This window comes from Ignatzschineria sp. RMDPL8A (assembly GCF_029815055.1).
In the GTDB taxonomy this organism is placed as follows: domain Bacteria; phylum Pseudomonadota; class Gammaproteobacteria; order Cardiobacteriales; family Wohlfahrtiimonadaceae; genus CALZBJ01.
The window spans coordinates 137714-152583 of sequence record NZ_JAPPWA010000001.1 but is presented as its reverse complement, the minus strand read 5'-3'; the positions used below and the strand labels follow the sequence as shown (position 1 = coordinate 152583).

Here is a 14870-nt window from a genome sequence, read left to right as displayed (position 1 = left end):
ATAAGTGATAGGTCGATCGGTTATTCATAGGCATGGGCCATTTGATTAATCAATCTTAAAGCCTGCCACTGACGATTTAAGTTCGTTCGCCAAGGTGAGAATATGGTCGATCGAGCTTTTCGTTGTTTTGGTGTTGTTAACGCTCTCCTCAGAGATCTCTTTAACAGAATCCATACTGCTTTTAACTTTAGAACCGAGTTCGGATACTTCGCGTGATGCTTGTGAAACGCTTTGGATCAACGCAGCTAAGCGGCCCGATACTGATTCGATTTCGTTGAGAGATTCCCCGGCGCGTTCTGCAAGGTTTGCCCCGTTAACCACCTCAGAGGTACTTTTTTCCATCGCGAAGATTGCTTCGTTGGTGTCGGTCTGGATGGTTTTAACTAAGTCTTCTACACGCTGGGTTGCGTTACCGGTTCTCTCTGCTAAGCGCTGAACTTCGTCCGCAACAACGGCGAACCCTTTACCGGCTTCCCCTGCAACCGATGCCTGGATTGCGGCGTTCAGTGCGAGAATGTGAGTCTGGTCAGCGATGTCATTGATCAGCTCAACAACGTCCCCGATCTCTTGTGAGGATTCACCAAGACGTTTAATGCGTTTTGAGGTTTCTTGAATGTGCTCACGAATTTGGTCCATCCCGGTAATGGTTGAACGTACCCGCTCAGAACCTGAACGAGCAACTTCCGTCGAGCTCATGGCGATATCAACCGCCGCCGAGGTTTGAGCCGATACGTCAAGCATCGCTTGAACTACGTGAGAAACGGTATCGGCGGCCTCACTAATTTGGTTTGCCTGAGAAAGCGCCGCTTCAGTATAGTTATCAACAAACTCGGTGGTATTCGTGACCGATGTTGAGAGGTTATCCGATGAGGCGTTAACCGCAGCAACTAACGCGCGAAGCTCTTCAACTGAGACGTTAAAGGAGTCGGCAAGTGTTCCGGTAATATTGTCAGACACTTTCGCTTGTACGGTGAGATCCCCTTCAGAGAGCTTCATCATCGCATCGAGCATCTCCATAATCGCCTCTTCATTTTTCTTATTTTGACGCGCCGCATTAAACGAGTCATTTTTACGAGCATTTAATACGCGGAAGATAATAATTAGAATTAATAAAAGTAGCAGAGCCGAAAGGCCAGCAAGAGCGTAGATTGTGTTTTGAGAAGAATCTTTTATATCCGCAATTTGATCATTGAGTGATGAACCAGGAGCAAGCTCGTTTGCTTCTTCTGCTTTAATGGCTGTGCGTGTTTTTTCGATAGTCAGTACACCCTCTTTGATGAAGTTGCTGATCTCTTCGCGGTTTTCACTAAGCGCTGTAAAGATTTCATTTGCATCGATTGCGGTATCACGAATATTGTCAGGTAGGATGGTTGGATCAAATTCTATAAGTTTATTGGCAAAATTGAGTGCACTATTTGTTTTGGTTAGATCTCCTGAGTAGAGTGGGCCAATCATATTATCGGCAGTGCTTAACAGTAGGAGATAGTTCATTGCTGTTTGTGAAAGGTTACGCTCTTTTTCAAGAATCGATTTTGCTTCATTGGCTAAAAACGTGATTTCAGATACAGTATCCTCTTTATTGAAAAATGGAGTGTCACGAAGCGCTAAATATTGATTATTGGTGAGTTCTGCGCTCACTAAGATTGATTTCCAATTGTTACGACCTGTATTAAGACTCTCTTCGAGATCACGCATTTTTACGGTTTGGCGTGAGAGCGCTTTGGCCGCATCCTTATCTCCTTGAAGTTCCAGCCCAAGCAGATAGTCTAACTCATTTAAGTAGAGTGATTTTTGATAATGAGTAACTTGCAGTTGGGTGATTCTTTCATTGCGCTCATTGACAAAGAAGATCGTCGCCCCAGAAGATACTAAAAAGAAAATAATGCACAGTATTAGAAATACCATGTCCCATTTTTGACTTTTATTTGCAGTAGTACTGTGTTGCATAGTGGCCTCGAAAATTAAAAGTGATGCGGCTGCATAAATGCGCGAATATTGGTTAATTTAGGTAAGCTTAAGAGATAAGCTTTTTCACCGTAGATAGCGGCGGTTCCGGTAACGATCTCTCTAAGATCGCTTAGGTTGTTTGGTAAAGCGACATCCTCTGAAATCTCTTCGATTTCAAAGTTTTGTAATCCTAGAATGTGAGTGATTTTAATCCCATAGTCCCAGTTATCTTGATTGAAGATAATAATCGCATTACTACTACGGTCATTGGGTACTGGAGCTACTTGTTCTGGGGCGGAGCCTTTTTGCTCATTAATGAACGCCTCAAAATCGGTCACGGGGATAATGCTACCACGCACGTGAATAACGCCTGAAAGCCAAGGTCGAGTTAAAGGGACGCTTTGGGCCTTCGCGTTCTGAATCACCTCTGAAACTTCGCTCGTTACCGTCGCGCAGAGGGTGTTGTTTATTCGATAAACGATTCCGTTGGTTCTCATATATCTTCAGTGAACTTTATTAGTCGATAGAATACAGGAATATTAGCATAAATAATTGATAAAAGCGTTTTGTCTAAGGCTTCTACAATTGATTGATGACATGGCTCAAGCTTTCCGGCGAGCAGGGTTTTTTAACAAAATCAATGGCACCGAGGCTTTTCGCTCGAATCATTTCCGAGGCTTCCTCTTTTCCTGATAAAATAGCAATCGGAATATGCGCCGTTTTAGGGTGACGTTTTAAGATCGATAAGACTTGCGGACCGTCTAAGACAGGCATGCTTAAATCGAGTAGAATCAGGTCCGGCATCTCTTGCAACGCAACCTCTAAAGCAAGCAGGCCATTATTTGCTAAAATAGGCGAGTGCCCGAGCTCTTCTACCAACTTCTTAATGGTAATTCGTGCGGTTGCACTATCATCGATGATGAGAATATTTAAGTTTTTAAACATAGTATCCGTACAGTATGAGTTACAATATACGTATGCCAATTTGCGCTACGTTCGCTGTTGTTTAAAGTTACCACATTTTTTTATAAGGTGAGTAAAGATTAGAAGTTTATTTATCTTACATCATAAAAGTAGAGTTTTCGCATGACGATTTTAACGATTCATGACTTGACCGTCTGTTACCAAAAGCGCGCTGCTTTGCAGGGATGTTGCCTCAGTTTTGATGGTGGTGAGAGCGTGGCGTTAATTGGGCCCAATGGCGCGGGAAAAAGCTCTCTACTAAAAGCGATGGTGGGGCTCGTCCCAAGCTCTAAGGGGTTGATTGAGATCGATCCGAGTGCAACGCTTGCCTATTTGCCGCAGCGAAGTGAGGTGGATCTTGGTATTCCGATGACGGTGTTTGAATTTTTAAGCATGGCGCAGATGGTCCAAGGTTCACTCTTAAAAGGGGTGGATCAAGATTCGAAAATTGCGATCAATAAGGCGCTCGAAGTGGTAAAGCTTTCGGGGCGTGAAGAGTATCTACTCAGCGAGCTCTCCGGCGGGCAATTTCAGCGGGTGCTATTTGCAAGATTACTGCTGCAAAATGCCGATATCATTCTTCTTGATGAGCCTTTTACTGGGATTGATATCTACACGATCGATCTGTTGTGCGAGCTTATTACCGAATGGAAATCGGCAGGGAAGCTCGTGATCGCGGTACTGCACGATCTTTATCTTGCGAAACGTTACTTTGAAAAGAGCGTGATTTTGGCCTGTGGCGTCATTGCTCGCGGCGAGACAAAAACCGTATTAACCGATGAAAATGTCCGAAAGGCCTATGACAAAATGGCAAGACGCGGGGAGAGTGGATGCTAGTGTATGAGTGGTTGATCGCTCCGTTTCTGGAGTTTCCTTTTTTACGCCGAGCGCTTGTGGCATCGATTATGATTGCGCTCTCATCGGGGCTTGTTGGCGCGCTAATGATGCTCAATCGCATGAGTTTAGTGGGCGATGCCTTAAGCCATGGGATTTTGCCGGGCGTTGCCATCGGTTTTTTAATCTTTGGTTTTAATCTTGTAGCGATGAGCGTTGGCGGGATTACCATTGGGCTTGTGATTGCGCTTTTAGCTGCGTGGGTTTCAACGAAAACCCGGCTCCGTCATGATGCAAGTTTTACTGCGTTTTATCTGATCTCGCTCTCCCTTGGGGTGATAGTAGTGAGCATGAGCGGAACGCAGACCGATCTATTTAACATTCTCTTTGGCTCTGTGGTGGCGATCGATCGGGTGACGCTAATCTTTATCTGGGCGGTTCTTGTGGTGACCTTATTATTGCTTGCCGTGATCTATCGCCCGCTATTAGCTGAGCTTGTTGACCCTATTTTCCTTAAAGTGCATAAACAGAGAGGCGCGCGTTACTACCGTCTCTTTTTATTTTTAATTATGCTAAATTTAATGGCCTCCTTTCAGGCGCTCGGCTCACTTATGGCGGTGGGATTAATGATGCTTCCCCCGATTGCAGCAAGGCTTTGGGCGCGTCGAATGGAGACGATTTTTCTATTAACGCTCCTCTTTGGAATGGTTGCCTCCTACGGCGGGCTATTAATGTCCTATCATTTTAGAGTGCCGAGCGGTCCTGCGATTATTGGAAGTGCAGGGTTCATATTTGCGATCTCGCTCGTGCTCGTCACGACAATTCGTTATGGTGAGAGATCAAGGAGAGACGAACAATGATTGAAATTACCTATTTTGGCTTTTTAAAAGAGGCGCTTGGAGTGGCTGAAGAGTCGCTCGAGTGGACGGCGGGAAGTAGTGAAGCGCTTCTAGAGACGCTGCGTACCCGTGGCGAGTTGTGGGAAACGACCCTAGCGCCCAATAATATCTTCCGCGTTGTGGTTAATGAAGAGATTCATTTTGGTGATGTGGAGATTAAAGCCGGCGATAAAGTTGCGTTACTTCCTCCGGTAACGGGAGGTTAAGATGGCGATTCAATCGATCAAAGTGGTGGTGCAGGAAGCGGCCTACAATGTGCTATTTGAAGAGAAACAATTGCTTGAAGCCTCCGGAAGCGTTGGAGCGCTCGTGACCTTTCAAGGCATGGTGCGGGAATTTGATTATGATTCTGCACTTAATGCCCTTGAACTTGAATATTTCCCGAAGGTGACTGAAAAAGAGATCGAGCGGATTATTCACGAGGCGGATAATCGTTGGGAGATTGAAGGGTGCACGGTGATCCATCGAGTCGGAAGGCTCGAAGCGAACGATCCCATTGTGCTTTTAATGGTCACTTCAAAACATCGTAAAGATGCTTTTGAAGCGGCAGAATTTATTATGGATTACCTTAAAACCAATGCGCCGTTCTGGAAAAAAGAGCATTTTGATGACGGACAAAGCGCGTGGGTGGAAGCGAAAGCCTCTGATGCTGAGCGTGCTGAGCGGTGGGCGAAAAAGGATTAAGATGGCGGATCTGGATTTTCTTGATTCCCGGGATTCCTTTGATTTCGGCAATTCGGTGGATCACATTGAACCGCGCGTCGCGCTCCTGCTTGCGGGTGGGGAAGGGCGGCGCATGAATTATCAAAATAAGGGGCTGGTAACCTTTAAAGGTGAGCCCCTTGTTGCTCATGTGATTCGTCGATTAATGCCTCAAGTGGGTTCTTTGGTGATTTCCGCAAATGCCGATTTGGAGGCTTATCGCGCCTTTGGCTTTCCTGTGGTGGAAGATACTCCGGCGATAAAAGGCCTTGGGCCGCTTGCGGGGATTGCCTCAGCACTACCGCATCTGCCAAAGCGGGGCTGGTTGCAGCTCGCAAGTTGTGATGGGCCGCTTATCCCGCTTAATATGACGGAGCGTTTAATTGAGTTTGCCGAAAAAAACAACCTGAATGCCGCCTATCCAACTGCCGGTGGGCGCGATCAATATGGTTATTTTGTGGCGCGCATTGAGCAGCTCCATTATGTGAATCAATTACTCGATCAGCGTCAATTGCGCATTCGCGGTTTGCTAGAATATCTTGGTGCCAAAGTGTGCCCGTTTGATGAGGCGAGCGACGCGAAAGCCTTTACCAATTGCAATAGTGCCGATCAATTACAGATTTTAGAGAGAGAATAGAGATGTTATTAGATTACGAAGTTGCCCTTAAAACATTGCTTGACGATATCGAGCTCACTTTAAAAACCGAAAAAGTCTCCCTGCTTGAGGCATCTGGTCGCCGTTTAGCGGTGCCTGTGGTGGCAAAATACGATACGCCGTCCTTTGATAATAGTGCGATGGATGGTTATGCGCTTTGTGATTCAACTGGCGAGTTGACCGAATTTCCGGTAGTGGGGCGAATTATGGCGGGCGGTTCGGCGGATTTTGAATTAAACGAGGGTGAGGCAGCGCGCATTTTTACGGGCGCCCCAACGCCAAAAGGCGCGACTACGGTGGTGATCCAAGAGCATACAGAAACCGAAACTGTGGGCGATCAAACGGTGGTAAAACTCACCAAGCCCATTGCGATCGGCAAAAATATTCGTTATCAAGCCGAAGAGATTAAAGCGGGCGATGTGCTCTTTGAAAAAGACCATTATCTCGACCCTGCGGCCATTGCACTCTGCGCCTCTCAAGGGGCGTTCGAGCTTGAGGTTTACTCAGCAGTGCGCACAACGGTCTTTTCAACGGGTGATGAATTGTGCGAGCCGTGGGAAACCTTGGGAGCCAATCAGATTCACGATGCGAACCGTTACCAATTATTATCGTGGCTGAAAAACGATTTTAATCCCCGTGATGGCGGCATTTTAAAAGACGAATATGAGGCGCTGAAAGAGCATCTCTTAACGGCCTCGAAAGAGAACGATATTATTTTATTAAGCGGCGGCGCGTCCGTTGGTGAGGCGGATTTTGTCAGTAAAGCGATCCGCGAGCTTGGTGAATTGATGGAGTGGCGTTTAGCGATTAAACCCGGGAAACCTTTTGGTTGGGGTAAAATTGGCGAGTGCTACATCTTTATGCTTCCCGGAAATCCGGTATCGGCGTATGCGACTTTTTATGTCTTAGTCATGCCGGTATTGCGCAAAATTTTAGGAAAATCGCCTCGTCTTCCGCAAATGCGCGCTAAAATCGCCTTTACGAAAACTCGCATCGAACCCCGTCGTGAATTTTTACGTGGGACGTACTTTGTGGATGAAAATGGCGATTACGCCGTGAAAGCGGTGGAATTCCAAGGCTCGGCAATGTTGAGCGGATTGAGTCATGCCAATTGCTTAATTGAGATGCTCCCGAATCAAGAGACCCGCGAAGGGGAGTGGGTGCGCATTTTCCCGCTCGATAAATAATAGAGGAATCAAACTAAGATGAGTGTTGATCAAACCCTAGTCAATAACGCGCTCGCAGAACTTTCTTTTTCGGTGAGTGAGGCGGAAGCAGTATTATTAAAACGCTATCTAGATGGCATGCTACTCTGGAATCGTGCTTATAATCTTACCGCGATTACCGATCCTGCGGAGATGGTGATTAAGCATCTGCTCGATTCCCTTGTGCTTAAACCGCATTTAGAGGCGCGCTGTAAAGATGGGCGCTTTATCGATGTCGGTTCTGGCGCGGGACTTCCCGGAATTCCGCTCGCGATTGTGATGCCGGATGCTTCATTTACCTTGCTAGATAGTAATAATAAACGCACGCGATTTATCACGCAGATGGTGATGGAGCTCGGGCTTAAAAACGTTGAAGTGATCCATTCACGCGTGCAGGATTATACCCCCGAAACAGGATTTGATCTTGTGCTCTCACGGGCGTTTGCCAGTGCGGCGGACTTTACCAATTGGTCGAGCCATCTGTTAGCTGAAAATGGTGCGTTTGCGGCGATGAAAGGGCGCTTTGATGAGGCAGAGTGGGGCGAGATTGATCCGGCGTGGCAGTCGGAGGTGATCGCGCTTTCGGTGCCTAAATTAAATGAGGCACGTCATCTTGTGTTACTTTCTCGGCAAGACAGTTAGATGATATTTGATATACTTTCATTTTGTTTCATCGATAATTAAATTGATAGTTGAAGGAAACGTGTGGCTACTATAATCGCAATTACTAACCAAAAAGGTGGGGTAGGGAAGACCACGACGGCGGTTAACCTTGCATCAACGCTCACAGAGAGCAAGATGCGTCCCAATGTGCTACTGATCGATCTTGATCCTCAAGGCAATGCCACGATGGGGATTGGGGTGAATAAATATGAGCTGGAATATGGCATTGTCGATGTGCTCCTTGGGGAGGCGTCGCTTGCGGATGCGATTATCGATCTTGAAAAGCAAGGCTTGCGCTTAATGGGAGCGAACTCCGATCTAACCGGCGCTGAGGTGCTGTTAGCCCAAAAAGAGGAGGGCGCGTATACCTTAAAACGGATGCTTGCTGCGATTGAGTCGAACTTTGATTTTATCGTGCTCGATTGCCCGCCATCTCTGAATATGTTGACGATCAATGCGCTCACCGCCTCAAGCCATGTGATTATTCCGGTGCAATGTGAATATTATGCGCTCGAAGGAATTACCTCATTAATGGAGACGATCGATACCGTCAAAGCGACGACCAATCCTGATCTTGCGATTATGGGCGTGCTGCGGACGATGTATGATGGGCGAAATTCGCTCTCTGAACAGGTCTCCGATGAGCTCGTTGCGCACTTTGAGAAACTTGTATTTGAGACGATTATTCCTCGCAACGTTCGCCTTGCTGAAGCGCCAAGTTACGGCGTTCCGATTACGGTTTATGATGATAAATCGAAAGGGGCAGAGGCCTATACAGAGCTCGCGCGTGAAGTCATTAAACGAAATAGAAGAGGGTAAGAGCGTGAAAAAACGAGGATTAGGCCGTGGACTCGGCGTATTATTAAGTCAAACCACTCCCCGTGAAGAAGCTGCTTCTACGGATGGCGCGGATGTTAAAAAAATTGCGATCGAACGTTTAACTCCCGGTGAATATCAGCCTCGCCGATACTTTGAAGAGGAGGCGCTCGAAGCCCTTGCCGATTCCATTAAGGCGCAAGGGATTATTCAGCCGATTGTGGTACGTCCGATTGAGGCGCGTAATGGCGCAACCTTTGAGATTTTAGCCGGAGAACGTCGCTGGCGCGCATCCCAATTAGCGGGCCTTAAAGTTGTGCCGGTGATTGTGCGTAAGATTAACGATCAAGAGGCGCTCGCGATCTCGCTGATTGAAAATATTCAGCGGGAAGATTTAAATCCCATTGAAACCTCGCTCGCGATTTCACGATTAGTGGCGGAATTTGAACTCACCCATCAAGAAGCAGGTGAGGTGATCGGTCGGTCGCGTTCATCCATTAGTAATGCACTTCGCCTACTTGAATTAACCGAGTATGTGCAATCGCTCTTAGCCGAGCGAAAACTTGATATGGGACACGCGCGCGCGTTATTAACCTTATCGAAAAAAGAGCAAGATGCCGTTGCGAAATTGATTGTGGAAAAAGAGCTTACCGTTCGCGAGACAGAGCGTTTAGTGAAACAGCGTAAAGATCTTGCTAAAGGGGCGAAAGGGTCGCCCGCGAAAGAGAAAGATGCAGATCTTATTTCGCTCGAACGAAGTTTAGGGGAGTATCTCGGGGCGCTCATTGAGATTAAAGAGCAGCGCCAAGGAAAGGGGCAGGTAGTGATTAAATATAACTCCCTTGATGAGCTCGATGGCATCCTCGAAAAGATTAAAAATCAAGCTAATTGATTGAGGTGTAGTCTTTTTGGAATTTTATTTGACCAAGGGATGGGCTACGTTTATAATCATGACTCAATTAAAGAGGGCGTTGAGTAAATGATACCCAAAATAGTTGCATATCAAGCCATCGTGTTACTGGCATCAACCATTTTTGCCTATATAGCATTTGACGGTGTGGCAGCTATATCGCTCTTATTGGCAGGGTTGTCATTGTTGATTCCGAATCTGTTTTTAGCGGTCAACATAGCTCTGACTAAATACAGTCAGCTCTTCTTTTGGTTAGGTGTTCTTCTAAATAAAGTTTTTATACTTGTCTTATTTTTCATAAGCATTAAAGTATTAGGGGAACCCAATTTAGGGGCGTTTTTAGTCGGGGTGATCCTGATAACGCAAGTGCCGCTAGGGTACATACTATTTTCTTTTACAAAAAGATAGATTAACGAGTGTAGAGATAACAATATGGCAACAGAAAATCCGACCAATGCTGAGTATATTGATCACCATCTGGTTAACTTAAACCAAACATTTGAACGACAAACTGAGTTTGTTGATTTCTCTTTAATCAATCTCGATACCATTTTTTGGTCAGTCTTAGCAGGGATTGTTTGTGTTTTGTTTCTATGGAGAGCGTCGCGCAAAGCGACCGCAGGCGTTCCAACTCGTTTCCAAGCATTCGTAGAGATGCTCGTAGAATTTGCTGAAGGCCAATCAAAATCATTAGTGAATGGTCCTCAAGGGTATATAGCCCCTCTCGCATTAACCATCTTCTTATGGGTCATTGTGATGAACTCACTTGACTTCATCCCCGTAGACCTTGTTCCAGCACTCATTAACGTGTTCGGATTACAAGAGGCGATTCCTTACCACAAAATCCTTCCAACTGCAGACATTAACGGTGCGCTTGGTATGTCACTTGCGGTATTAGCGCTTATGCTTTTCTATTCAGTTAAAGCGAAAAAAGCAGGGTTCATCAAAGAACTCTTCACAGCGCCTTTTGGTCCATGGCTTGCACCGTTTAACTTCGTTCTTAACATTATCGAATATGTATCGAAAGCATTCTCACTAGGTATGCGACTTTTCGGTAACATGTTTGCAGGTGAACTTCTTTTCTGCTTAATCGCGCTCTTAGGTGCAACTGGTGCATGGTGGGGAATTGGTTTACATTGGATAGCGGGATCTGCTTGGGCAATATTCCATATTTTAATTGTAATATTACAAGCATATATCTTCATGACTCTGACCTTAGTTTATCTTGGTCAGGCGCATGAGTCTCACTAAAGGTTTCAATCGTTTGATTGTTTTTTCACTGTAAAGTAAGTTTTTTATTAATTAGGAGTTTTATATTATGGGTTTAGTTGCAATTGCATGTGGAATTATCGTAGGTCTTGGTGCTATCGGTGCTGCACTCGGTATTTCAATGTTAGGTTCTAAATATATTGAAGCATCAGCAAGACAACCAGAAATCATGGATTCTTTATTACCTAAAGTATTCATCTTAGTTGGTCTTATCGATGCGGCATTCTTAATCGGTGTTGGTATCGCAGTATTCTTCGGTATGACTGTATTCGCGTAATAACGAATCGAGACATAATTTTTTAAGAAGAATATTTAGGTATTTGTGCAGACAGTAAAGGAATAATGTAATGAATTTAAGTTCAACCTTGTTTGCCCAATTTGCCGTCTTCTTTACATTGGTTTGGGTGGTAATGAAATTCATTTGGCCACCCCTAATCAAAGCTTTAGATGAGAGACGCGCGAAAATCGCTGATGGTTTAAAAGCCGCAGAAGATAGCGTCGAGGCTAAAGCTAGAGCAGAATCAGATGCTCAAGTTGTAATGCAAGAGGCAAGATTGGAGGCTTCTAATTTAGTCGGTAAGGCGCAATCAAGTGCGGAAAGTTTAGTCGCGAAGTCAAAAGAAGATGCACGACTCGCTGGCGAAAGAGAACTCGATGCGGCGCGTAACAAAATCGATGCTGAATTAGGTCAGATTAAAGAGAAGCTCAGAGAAGAAGTTGTAGCGTTAAGTATTCTCGGTGCAAGTAAGATCGTAGAGAAAGAAGTTGATAAGAACACACATGCTAAACTTTTAGAAGATTTAGCGAATCAACTTTAATCATTCAGATTATGCTCTTTATATTTGTAAAGAGCATTTTGGTAATTAAATTTAAGTTATAAATGATATGGCAGAACTAGTAACCGTAGCAAGACCTTATGCGAAGGCATTATTTGAGATCGCAAAAGAGACTCCAGCAAGTTCATCGAACTGGGATCTATTTTTACGTACGTTAAAAGAATTAGTGCTTGATGAGAAGGTGAATAACTTCATAAAAGTGCCTGATTTGGTATCTCAACAGGTCGAAGATGTGTTGGTAGATTTAGTTGGGCACGCGCTCAAACGAGATCTCGTCCAAGAAGAGCGAAACTTCCTCAAACTAATATGTGAAGAGAAGCGCTACGATCTATTGCCATCTATTTATGACGACTTTAACGAGCGCTTGCTAGCAGAGCAAAATATAATCCGTGCAACAATTGAAACGGCTTATGAGCTCACTAAGACGCAAGAAAAAATGTTTGTTGATGCGCTCAAAAGACGCTTCAATCAAGATGTTGAAATAACGGTAACCATTTCGCCTTCCTTAATAGGTGGTGCTATTTTAAAAATAGATGATTTAGTCATTGATGGTTCGATCTTGGGTCGTCTTAATAGCATGATCCGATCAATGAATTAAGTTTAACTTTATATAGAGGAAGATTTAAAAGATGCAATTAAATCCATCTGAGATCAGTGATCTCATTAAATCCAAGATAGAAGAATTTGAACTAAAGCCTGAAGAAAGAACCGAAGGTACAGTAGTAAGTCTTACTGATGGAATTGCTCAAGTTCACGGAATCAATTCTGTGATGCAAGGTGAGATGGTTGAACTTCCTAACGGCGTTAGCGGTTTAGCATTAAACCTCGAGCGTGATTCCGTTGGGGTAGTACTCCTTGGAGATTATAACTCTGTGTCAGAAGGTGACACAGTTAGATGTACTGGCCGTATCATGGAAGTACCAATCGGACCTGAATTATTAGGTCGCGTCGTTGACGGATTAGGTAACCCGATCGATGGTAAAGGCGATTTAGGTACATCATTAACCGCTCCTATCGAAAAAGTTGCGCCAGGTGTTATCGAGCGTCAATCCGTTGATGAACCATTACAAACCGGTTATATCTCAATTGACTCAATGGTTCCTGTTGGGCGTGGTCAGCGTGAGCTTATCATCGGTGACCGTCAAACGGGTAAAACAGCGCTTGCGATTGACACAATCATCAATCAAAAAGGCACTGGCGTAAAATGTATCTATGTTGCAATTGGTCAGAAAAACTCAACGATTGCAAACATCGTAAATAAATTAGAAGAACACGGTGCAATGGATCACACCATCGTAGTTGCCGCAGGAGCATCAGACTCAGCAGCAATTCAGTACCTCTCTGCATACGCAGGTTGTACAATGGGTGAATACTTCCGCGACCGTGGTGAAGATGCGCTTATCATCTATGATGACCTCTCTAAACAAGCGGTTGCGTATCGTCAAATTTCACTTCTTCTTCGTCGTCCTCCAGGTCGTGAAGCGTTCCCTGGTGATATTTTCTATCTCCACTCACGTCTTCTTGAGCGTGCAGCGCGCGTTAACGCAGACTATGTTGAAGCGTTCACAAACGGCGAAGTGAAAGGTAAAACAGGTTCTTTAACTGCATTACCGATTATTGAAACACAAGCAGGCGACGTATCAGCATTCGTTCCTACTAACGTAATTTCGATCACTGACGGACAGATCTTCCTTGAAACTGACCTCTTTAACTCAGGTTTCAGACCAGCGATCAACGCAGGTATCTCGGTATCGCGTGTTGGGGGTGCAGCGCAAACTCGTATCATGAGTAAGCTTGGCGGTGGTATCCGTTTAGCATTAGCTCAGTACCGCGAACTTGCAGCGTTCTCACAATTCGCATCAGATCTTGACGAAGCAACTCGTAAGCAACTTGAACACGGTAAACGTGCGATGGAACTTATGAAACAAGCTCAATACCGTCCATACGCTGTATCTGAAATGGCGATCTTACTTTACGCAATTGACCGTGAATACATGGACAATTTACCTATCGAAGAGATGGAAGCGTTCTGTAAAGGCCTTATCGCTGAAGCGAAAATTTCTGAGCCTGAATTTATGGCAGAAATTGATCAAACAGGTGCTTATAACGATGATGTCATTGCGAAATTAGACAAAATTGTTAGCAGTTTCAAAAAAGGTGAGAGCTGGAAATAGAATCAAGCGTCATCACGCAATTGATGAAGTTTTCGGTTCATTTAAATAGTTAGGTAGGAAATTTAATGTCTGCTGGAAAAGAAGTACGCAAAAAAATTAAAAGTATCGGCAACACTCAGAAAATCACGAGTGCAATGGAGATGGTTGCTGCAAGTAAAATGCGTAAAACTCAAGAGCAAATGCAACGCTCTCGTCCTTACGTTATGCAACTCCTTCGTTTAGCTTCCCATCTATCACAAGCGACCAAAGAAGAATACCAGCATGAGTATTTAACCCCGCGTGAAGTAAAACGCGTTGGAATTATCGTGGTGAGCAGTGATCGTGGTCTGTGTGGCGGTTTAAATAATAACTTATTTAAAATCGTATCCGAGTCATTAGCTAAGTGGCAAAAAGAAGGCATTGAAGTTGATGTTGCTACCATTGGTAACAAAGCAACGACATTCTTTAACCGCTACGGTGGTAATGTGATTGCGTCTGATAGTGTGTCAGACACACCAACTTCTGCAGAATTAATCGGTTTAACTACAACGGTGTTAGATCGTTATCGCGATGGTGAAATCGATGAGTTACACGTGTTCTCGAACATTTTCGTTAACACGATGACTCAACAACCAGTGGGCACTAAATTACTACCTGTGGTCGCTGAAAGTCTTGAAGCTCATGAGAGCGTCGCTGAGCAAGCAGCGCTAAGTCAAACCATGAGTTGGGATTATGTGTATGACACTGCACCCGAAGCGTTAATCGAGTTAGTGCTGGATCGTTATATTGAGTATGTGATTTACCAATCAGTGGTTGAAAACATTGCCTGTGAGATGGCGGCTCGTATGATTGCGATGAAAGCAGCGAGTGATAACGCAAGTGATCTTATTGATGAGTTACAACTTGTATATAACAAGGCTCGTCAAGCGGCAATTACTCAAGAGATTTCTGAGATTGTCGGTGGTGCTGCGGCCATTAACTAATTAAACGTTAAAAGATTTTGAATTAAACGAGGTTT

18 protein-coding genes are annotated in these 14870 nt (G+C 44.7%); 15 read left to right on the top strand and 3 right to left on the bottom strand.

Features of this window, described 5'->3' with window-relative positions:
- Window positions 1-45 precede the first annotated feature (45 nt).
- From OXI21_RS00650 to OXI21_RS00640, 3 genes are all read right to left on the bottom strand, one after another.
- Window positions 46-1947, bottom strand: coding sequence for a HAMP domain-containing methyl-accepting chemotaxis protein (locus OXI21_RS00650; RefSeq protein ID WP_279617618.1), 1902 nt, complete (start codon window positions 1945-1947; stop codon window positions 46-48).
- Window positions 1948-1961: 14 nt separating this feature from the next.
- Complete coding sequence (locus OXI21_RS00645; protein ID WP_279617617.1) at window positions 1962-2444, bottom strand: chemotaxis protein CheW; 483 nt, start codon at window positions 2442-2444, stop codon at window positions 1962-1964.
- A gap of 82 nt (window positions 2445-2526) precedes the next feature.
- Window positions 2527-2892 (bottom strand): response regulator, encoded by a 366-nt coding sequence (locus OXI21_RS00640; RefSeq protein WP_279617616.1) that lies wholly within the window; start codon window positions 2890-2892, stop codon window positions 2527-2529.
- Between the two features lie 141 nt (window positions 2893-3033).
- Here OXI21_RS00640 and OXI21_RS00635 point away from each other — a divergent pair, with 141 nt between their 5' ends.
- From OXI21_RS00635 to atpG, 15 genes are all read left to right on the top strand, one after another.
- Window positions 3034-3747 carry a metal ABC transporter ATP-binding protein gene (locus OXI21_RS00635; RefSeq protein ID WP_279617615.1) on the top strand — a complete coding sequence of 238 codons (714 nt, stop codon included), beginning with the start codon at window positions 3034-3036 and terminating at the stop codon, window positions 3745-3747.
- On the top strand, window positions 3741-4604 hold the full coding sequence (locus OXI21_RS00630; protein WP_279617614.1) for a metal ABC transporter permease: 864 nt from the start codon (window positions 3741-3743) through the stop codon (window positions 4602-4604). Before OXI21_RS00635 ends, OXI21_RS00630 begins: the two co-directional genes overlap by 7 nt.
- On the top strand, window positions 4601-4849 hold the full coding sequence (locus OXI21_RS00625) for a MoaD/ThiS family protein (RefSeq protein ID WP_279617613.1): 249 nt from the start codon (window positions 4601-4603) through the stop codon (window positions 4847-4849). The genes OXI21_RS00630 and OXI21_RS00625 overlap by 4 nt, the downstream gene beginning before the upstream one ends.
- A gap of 1 nt (window position 4850) precedes the next feature.
- Window positions 4851-5327, top strand: coding sequence for a molybdenum cofactor biosynthesis protein MoaE (locus OXI21_RS00620; RefSeq protein WP_279617612.1), 477 nt, complete (start codon window positions 4851-4853; stop codon window positions 5325-5327).
- Window position 5328: 1 nt separating this feature from the next.
- Window positions 5329-5982 carry a molybdenum cofactor guanylyltransferase gene (locus OXI21_RS00615; protein ID WP_279617611.1) on the top strand — a complete coding sequence of 218 codons (654 nt, stop codon included), beginning with the start codon at window positions 5329-5331 and terminating at the stop codon, window positions 5980-5982.
- A gap of 2 nt (window positions 5983-5984) precedes the next feature.
- Window positions 5985-7187: a gephyrin-like molybdotransferase Glp gene (gene glp / locus OXI21_RS00610; protein ID WP_279617610.1), complete on the top strand. Its 1203-nt coding sequence runs from the start codon at window positions 5985-5987 to the stop codon at window positions 7185-7187.
- A gap of 18 nt (window positions 7188-7205) precedes the next feature.
- On the top strand, window positions 7206-7847 hold the full coding sequence (gene rsmG / locus OXI21_RS00605) for a 16S rRNA (guanine(527)-N(7))-methyltransferase RsmG (protein WP_279617609.1): 642 nt from the start codon (window positions 7206-7208) through the stop codon (window positions 7845-7847).
- Window positions 7848-7910: 63 nt separating this feature from the next.
- On the top strand, window positions 7911-8687 hold the full coding sequence (locus tag OXI21_RS00600; RefSeq protein ID WP_279617608.1) for a ParA family protein: 777 nt from the start codon (window positions 7911-7913) through the stop codon (window positions 8685-8687).
- Window positions 8688-8691: 4 nt separating this feature from the next.
- Window positions 8692-9576: a ParB/RepB/Spo0J family partition protein gene (locus OXI21_RS00595; RefSeq protein WP_279617607.1), complete on the top strand. Its 885-nt coding sequence runs from the start codon at window positions 8692-8694 to the stop codon at window positions 9574-9576.
- 450 nt (window positions 9577-10026) lie between these two features.
- A complete protein-coding gene (gene atpB / locus OXI21_RS00590; protein WP_279617606.1) occupies window positions 10027-10845 on the top strand; it encodes a F0F1 ATP synthase subunit A in 819 nt (272 codons plus the stop codon).
- Between the two features lie 67 nt (window positions 10846-10912).
- On the top strand, window positions 10913-11140 hold the full coding sequence (gene atpE / locus OXI21_RS00585; RefSeq protein ID WP_279617605.1) for a F0F1 ATP synthase subunit C: 228 nt from the start codon (window positions 10913-10915) through the stop codon (window positions 11138-11140).
- Window positions 11141-11210: 70 nt separating this feature from the next.
- Window positions 11211-11681: a F0F1 ATP synthase subunit B gene (locus OXI21_RS00580; RefSeq protein WP_279617604.1), complete on the top strand. Its 471-nt coding sequence runs from the start codon at window positions 11211-11213 to the stop codon at window positions 11679-11681.
- A gap of 67 nt (window positions 11682-11748) precedes the next feature.
- Window positions 11749-12297 carry a F0F1 ATP synthase subunit delta gene (locus OXI21_RS00575; protein ID WP_279617603.1) on the top strand — a complete coding sequence of 183 codons (549 nt, stop codon included), beginning with the start codon at window positions 11749-11751 and terminating at the stop codon, window positions 12295-12297.
- A 31-nt stretch (window positions 12298-12328) separates the two neighbouring features.
- Window positions 12329-13873 (top strand): F0F1 ATP synthase subunit alpha, encoded by a 1545-nt coding sequence (gene atpA, locus OXI21_RS00570; RefSeq protein ID WP_279617602.1) that lies wholly within the window; start codon window positions 12329-12331, stop codon window positions 13871-13873.
- Between the two features lie 65 nt (window positions 13874-13938).
- Entirely contained in the window at window positions 13939-14835 is an 897-nt protein-coding gene (gene atpG / locus OXI21_RS00565) for a F0F1 ATP synthase subunit gamma (RefSeq protein ID WP_279617601.1), read from the top strand.
- Window positions 14836-14870 lie beyond the last annotated feature (35 nt).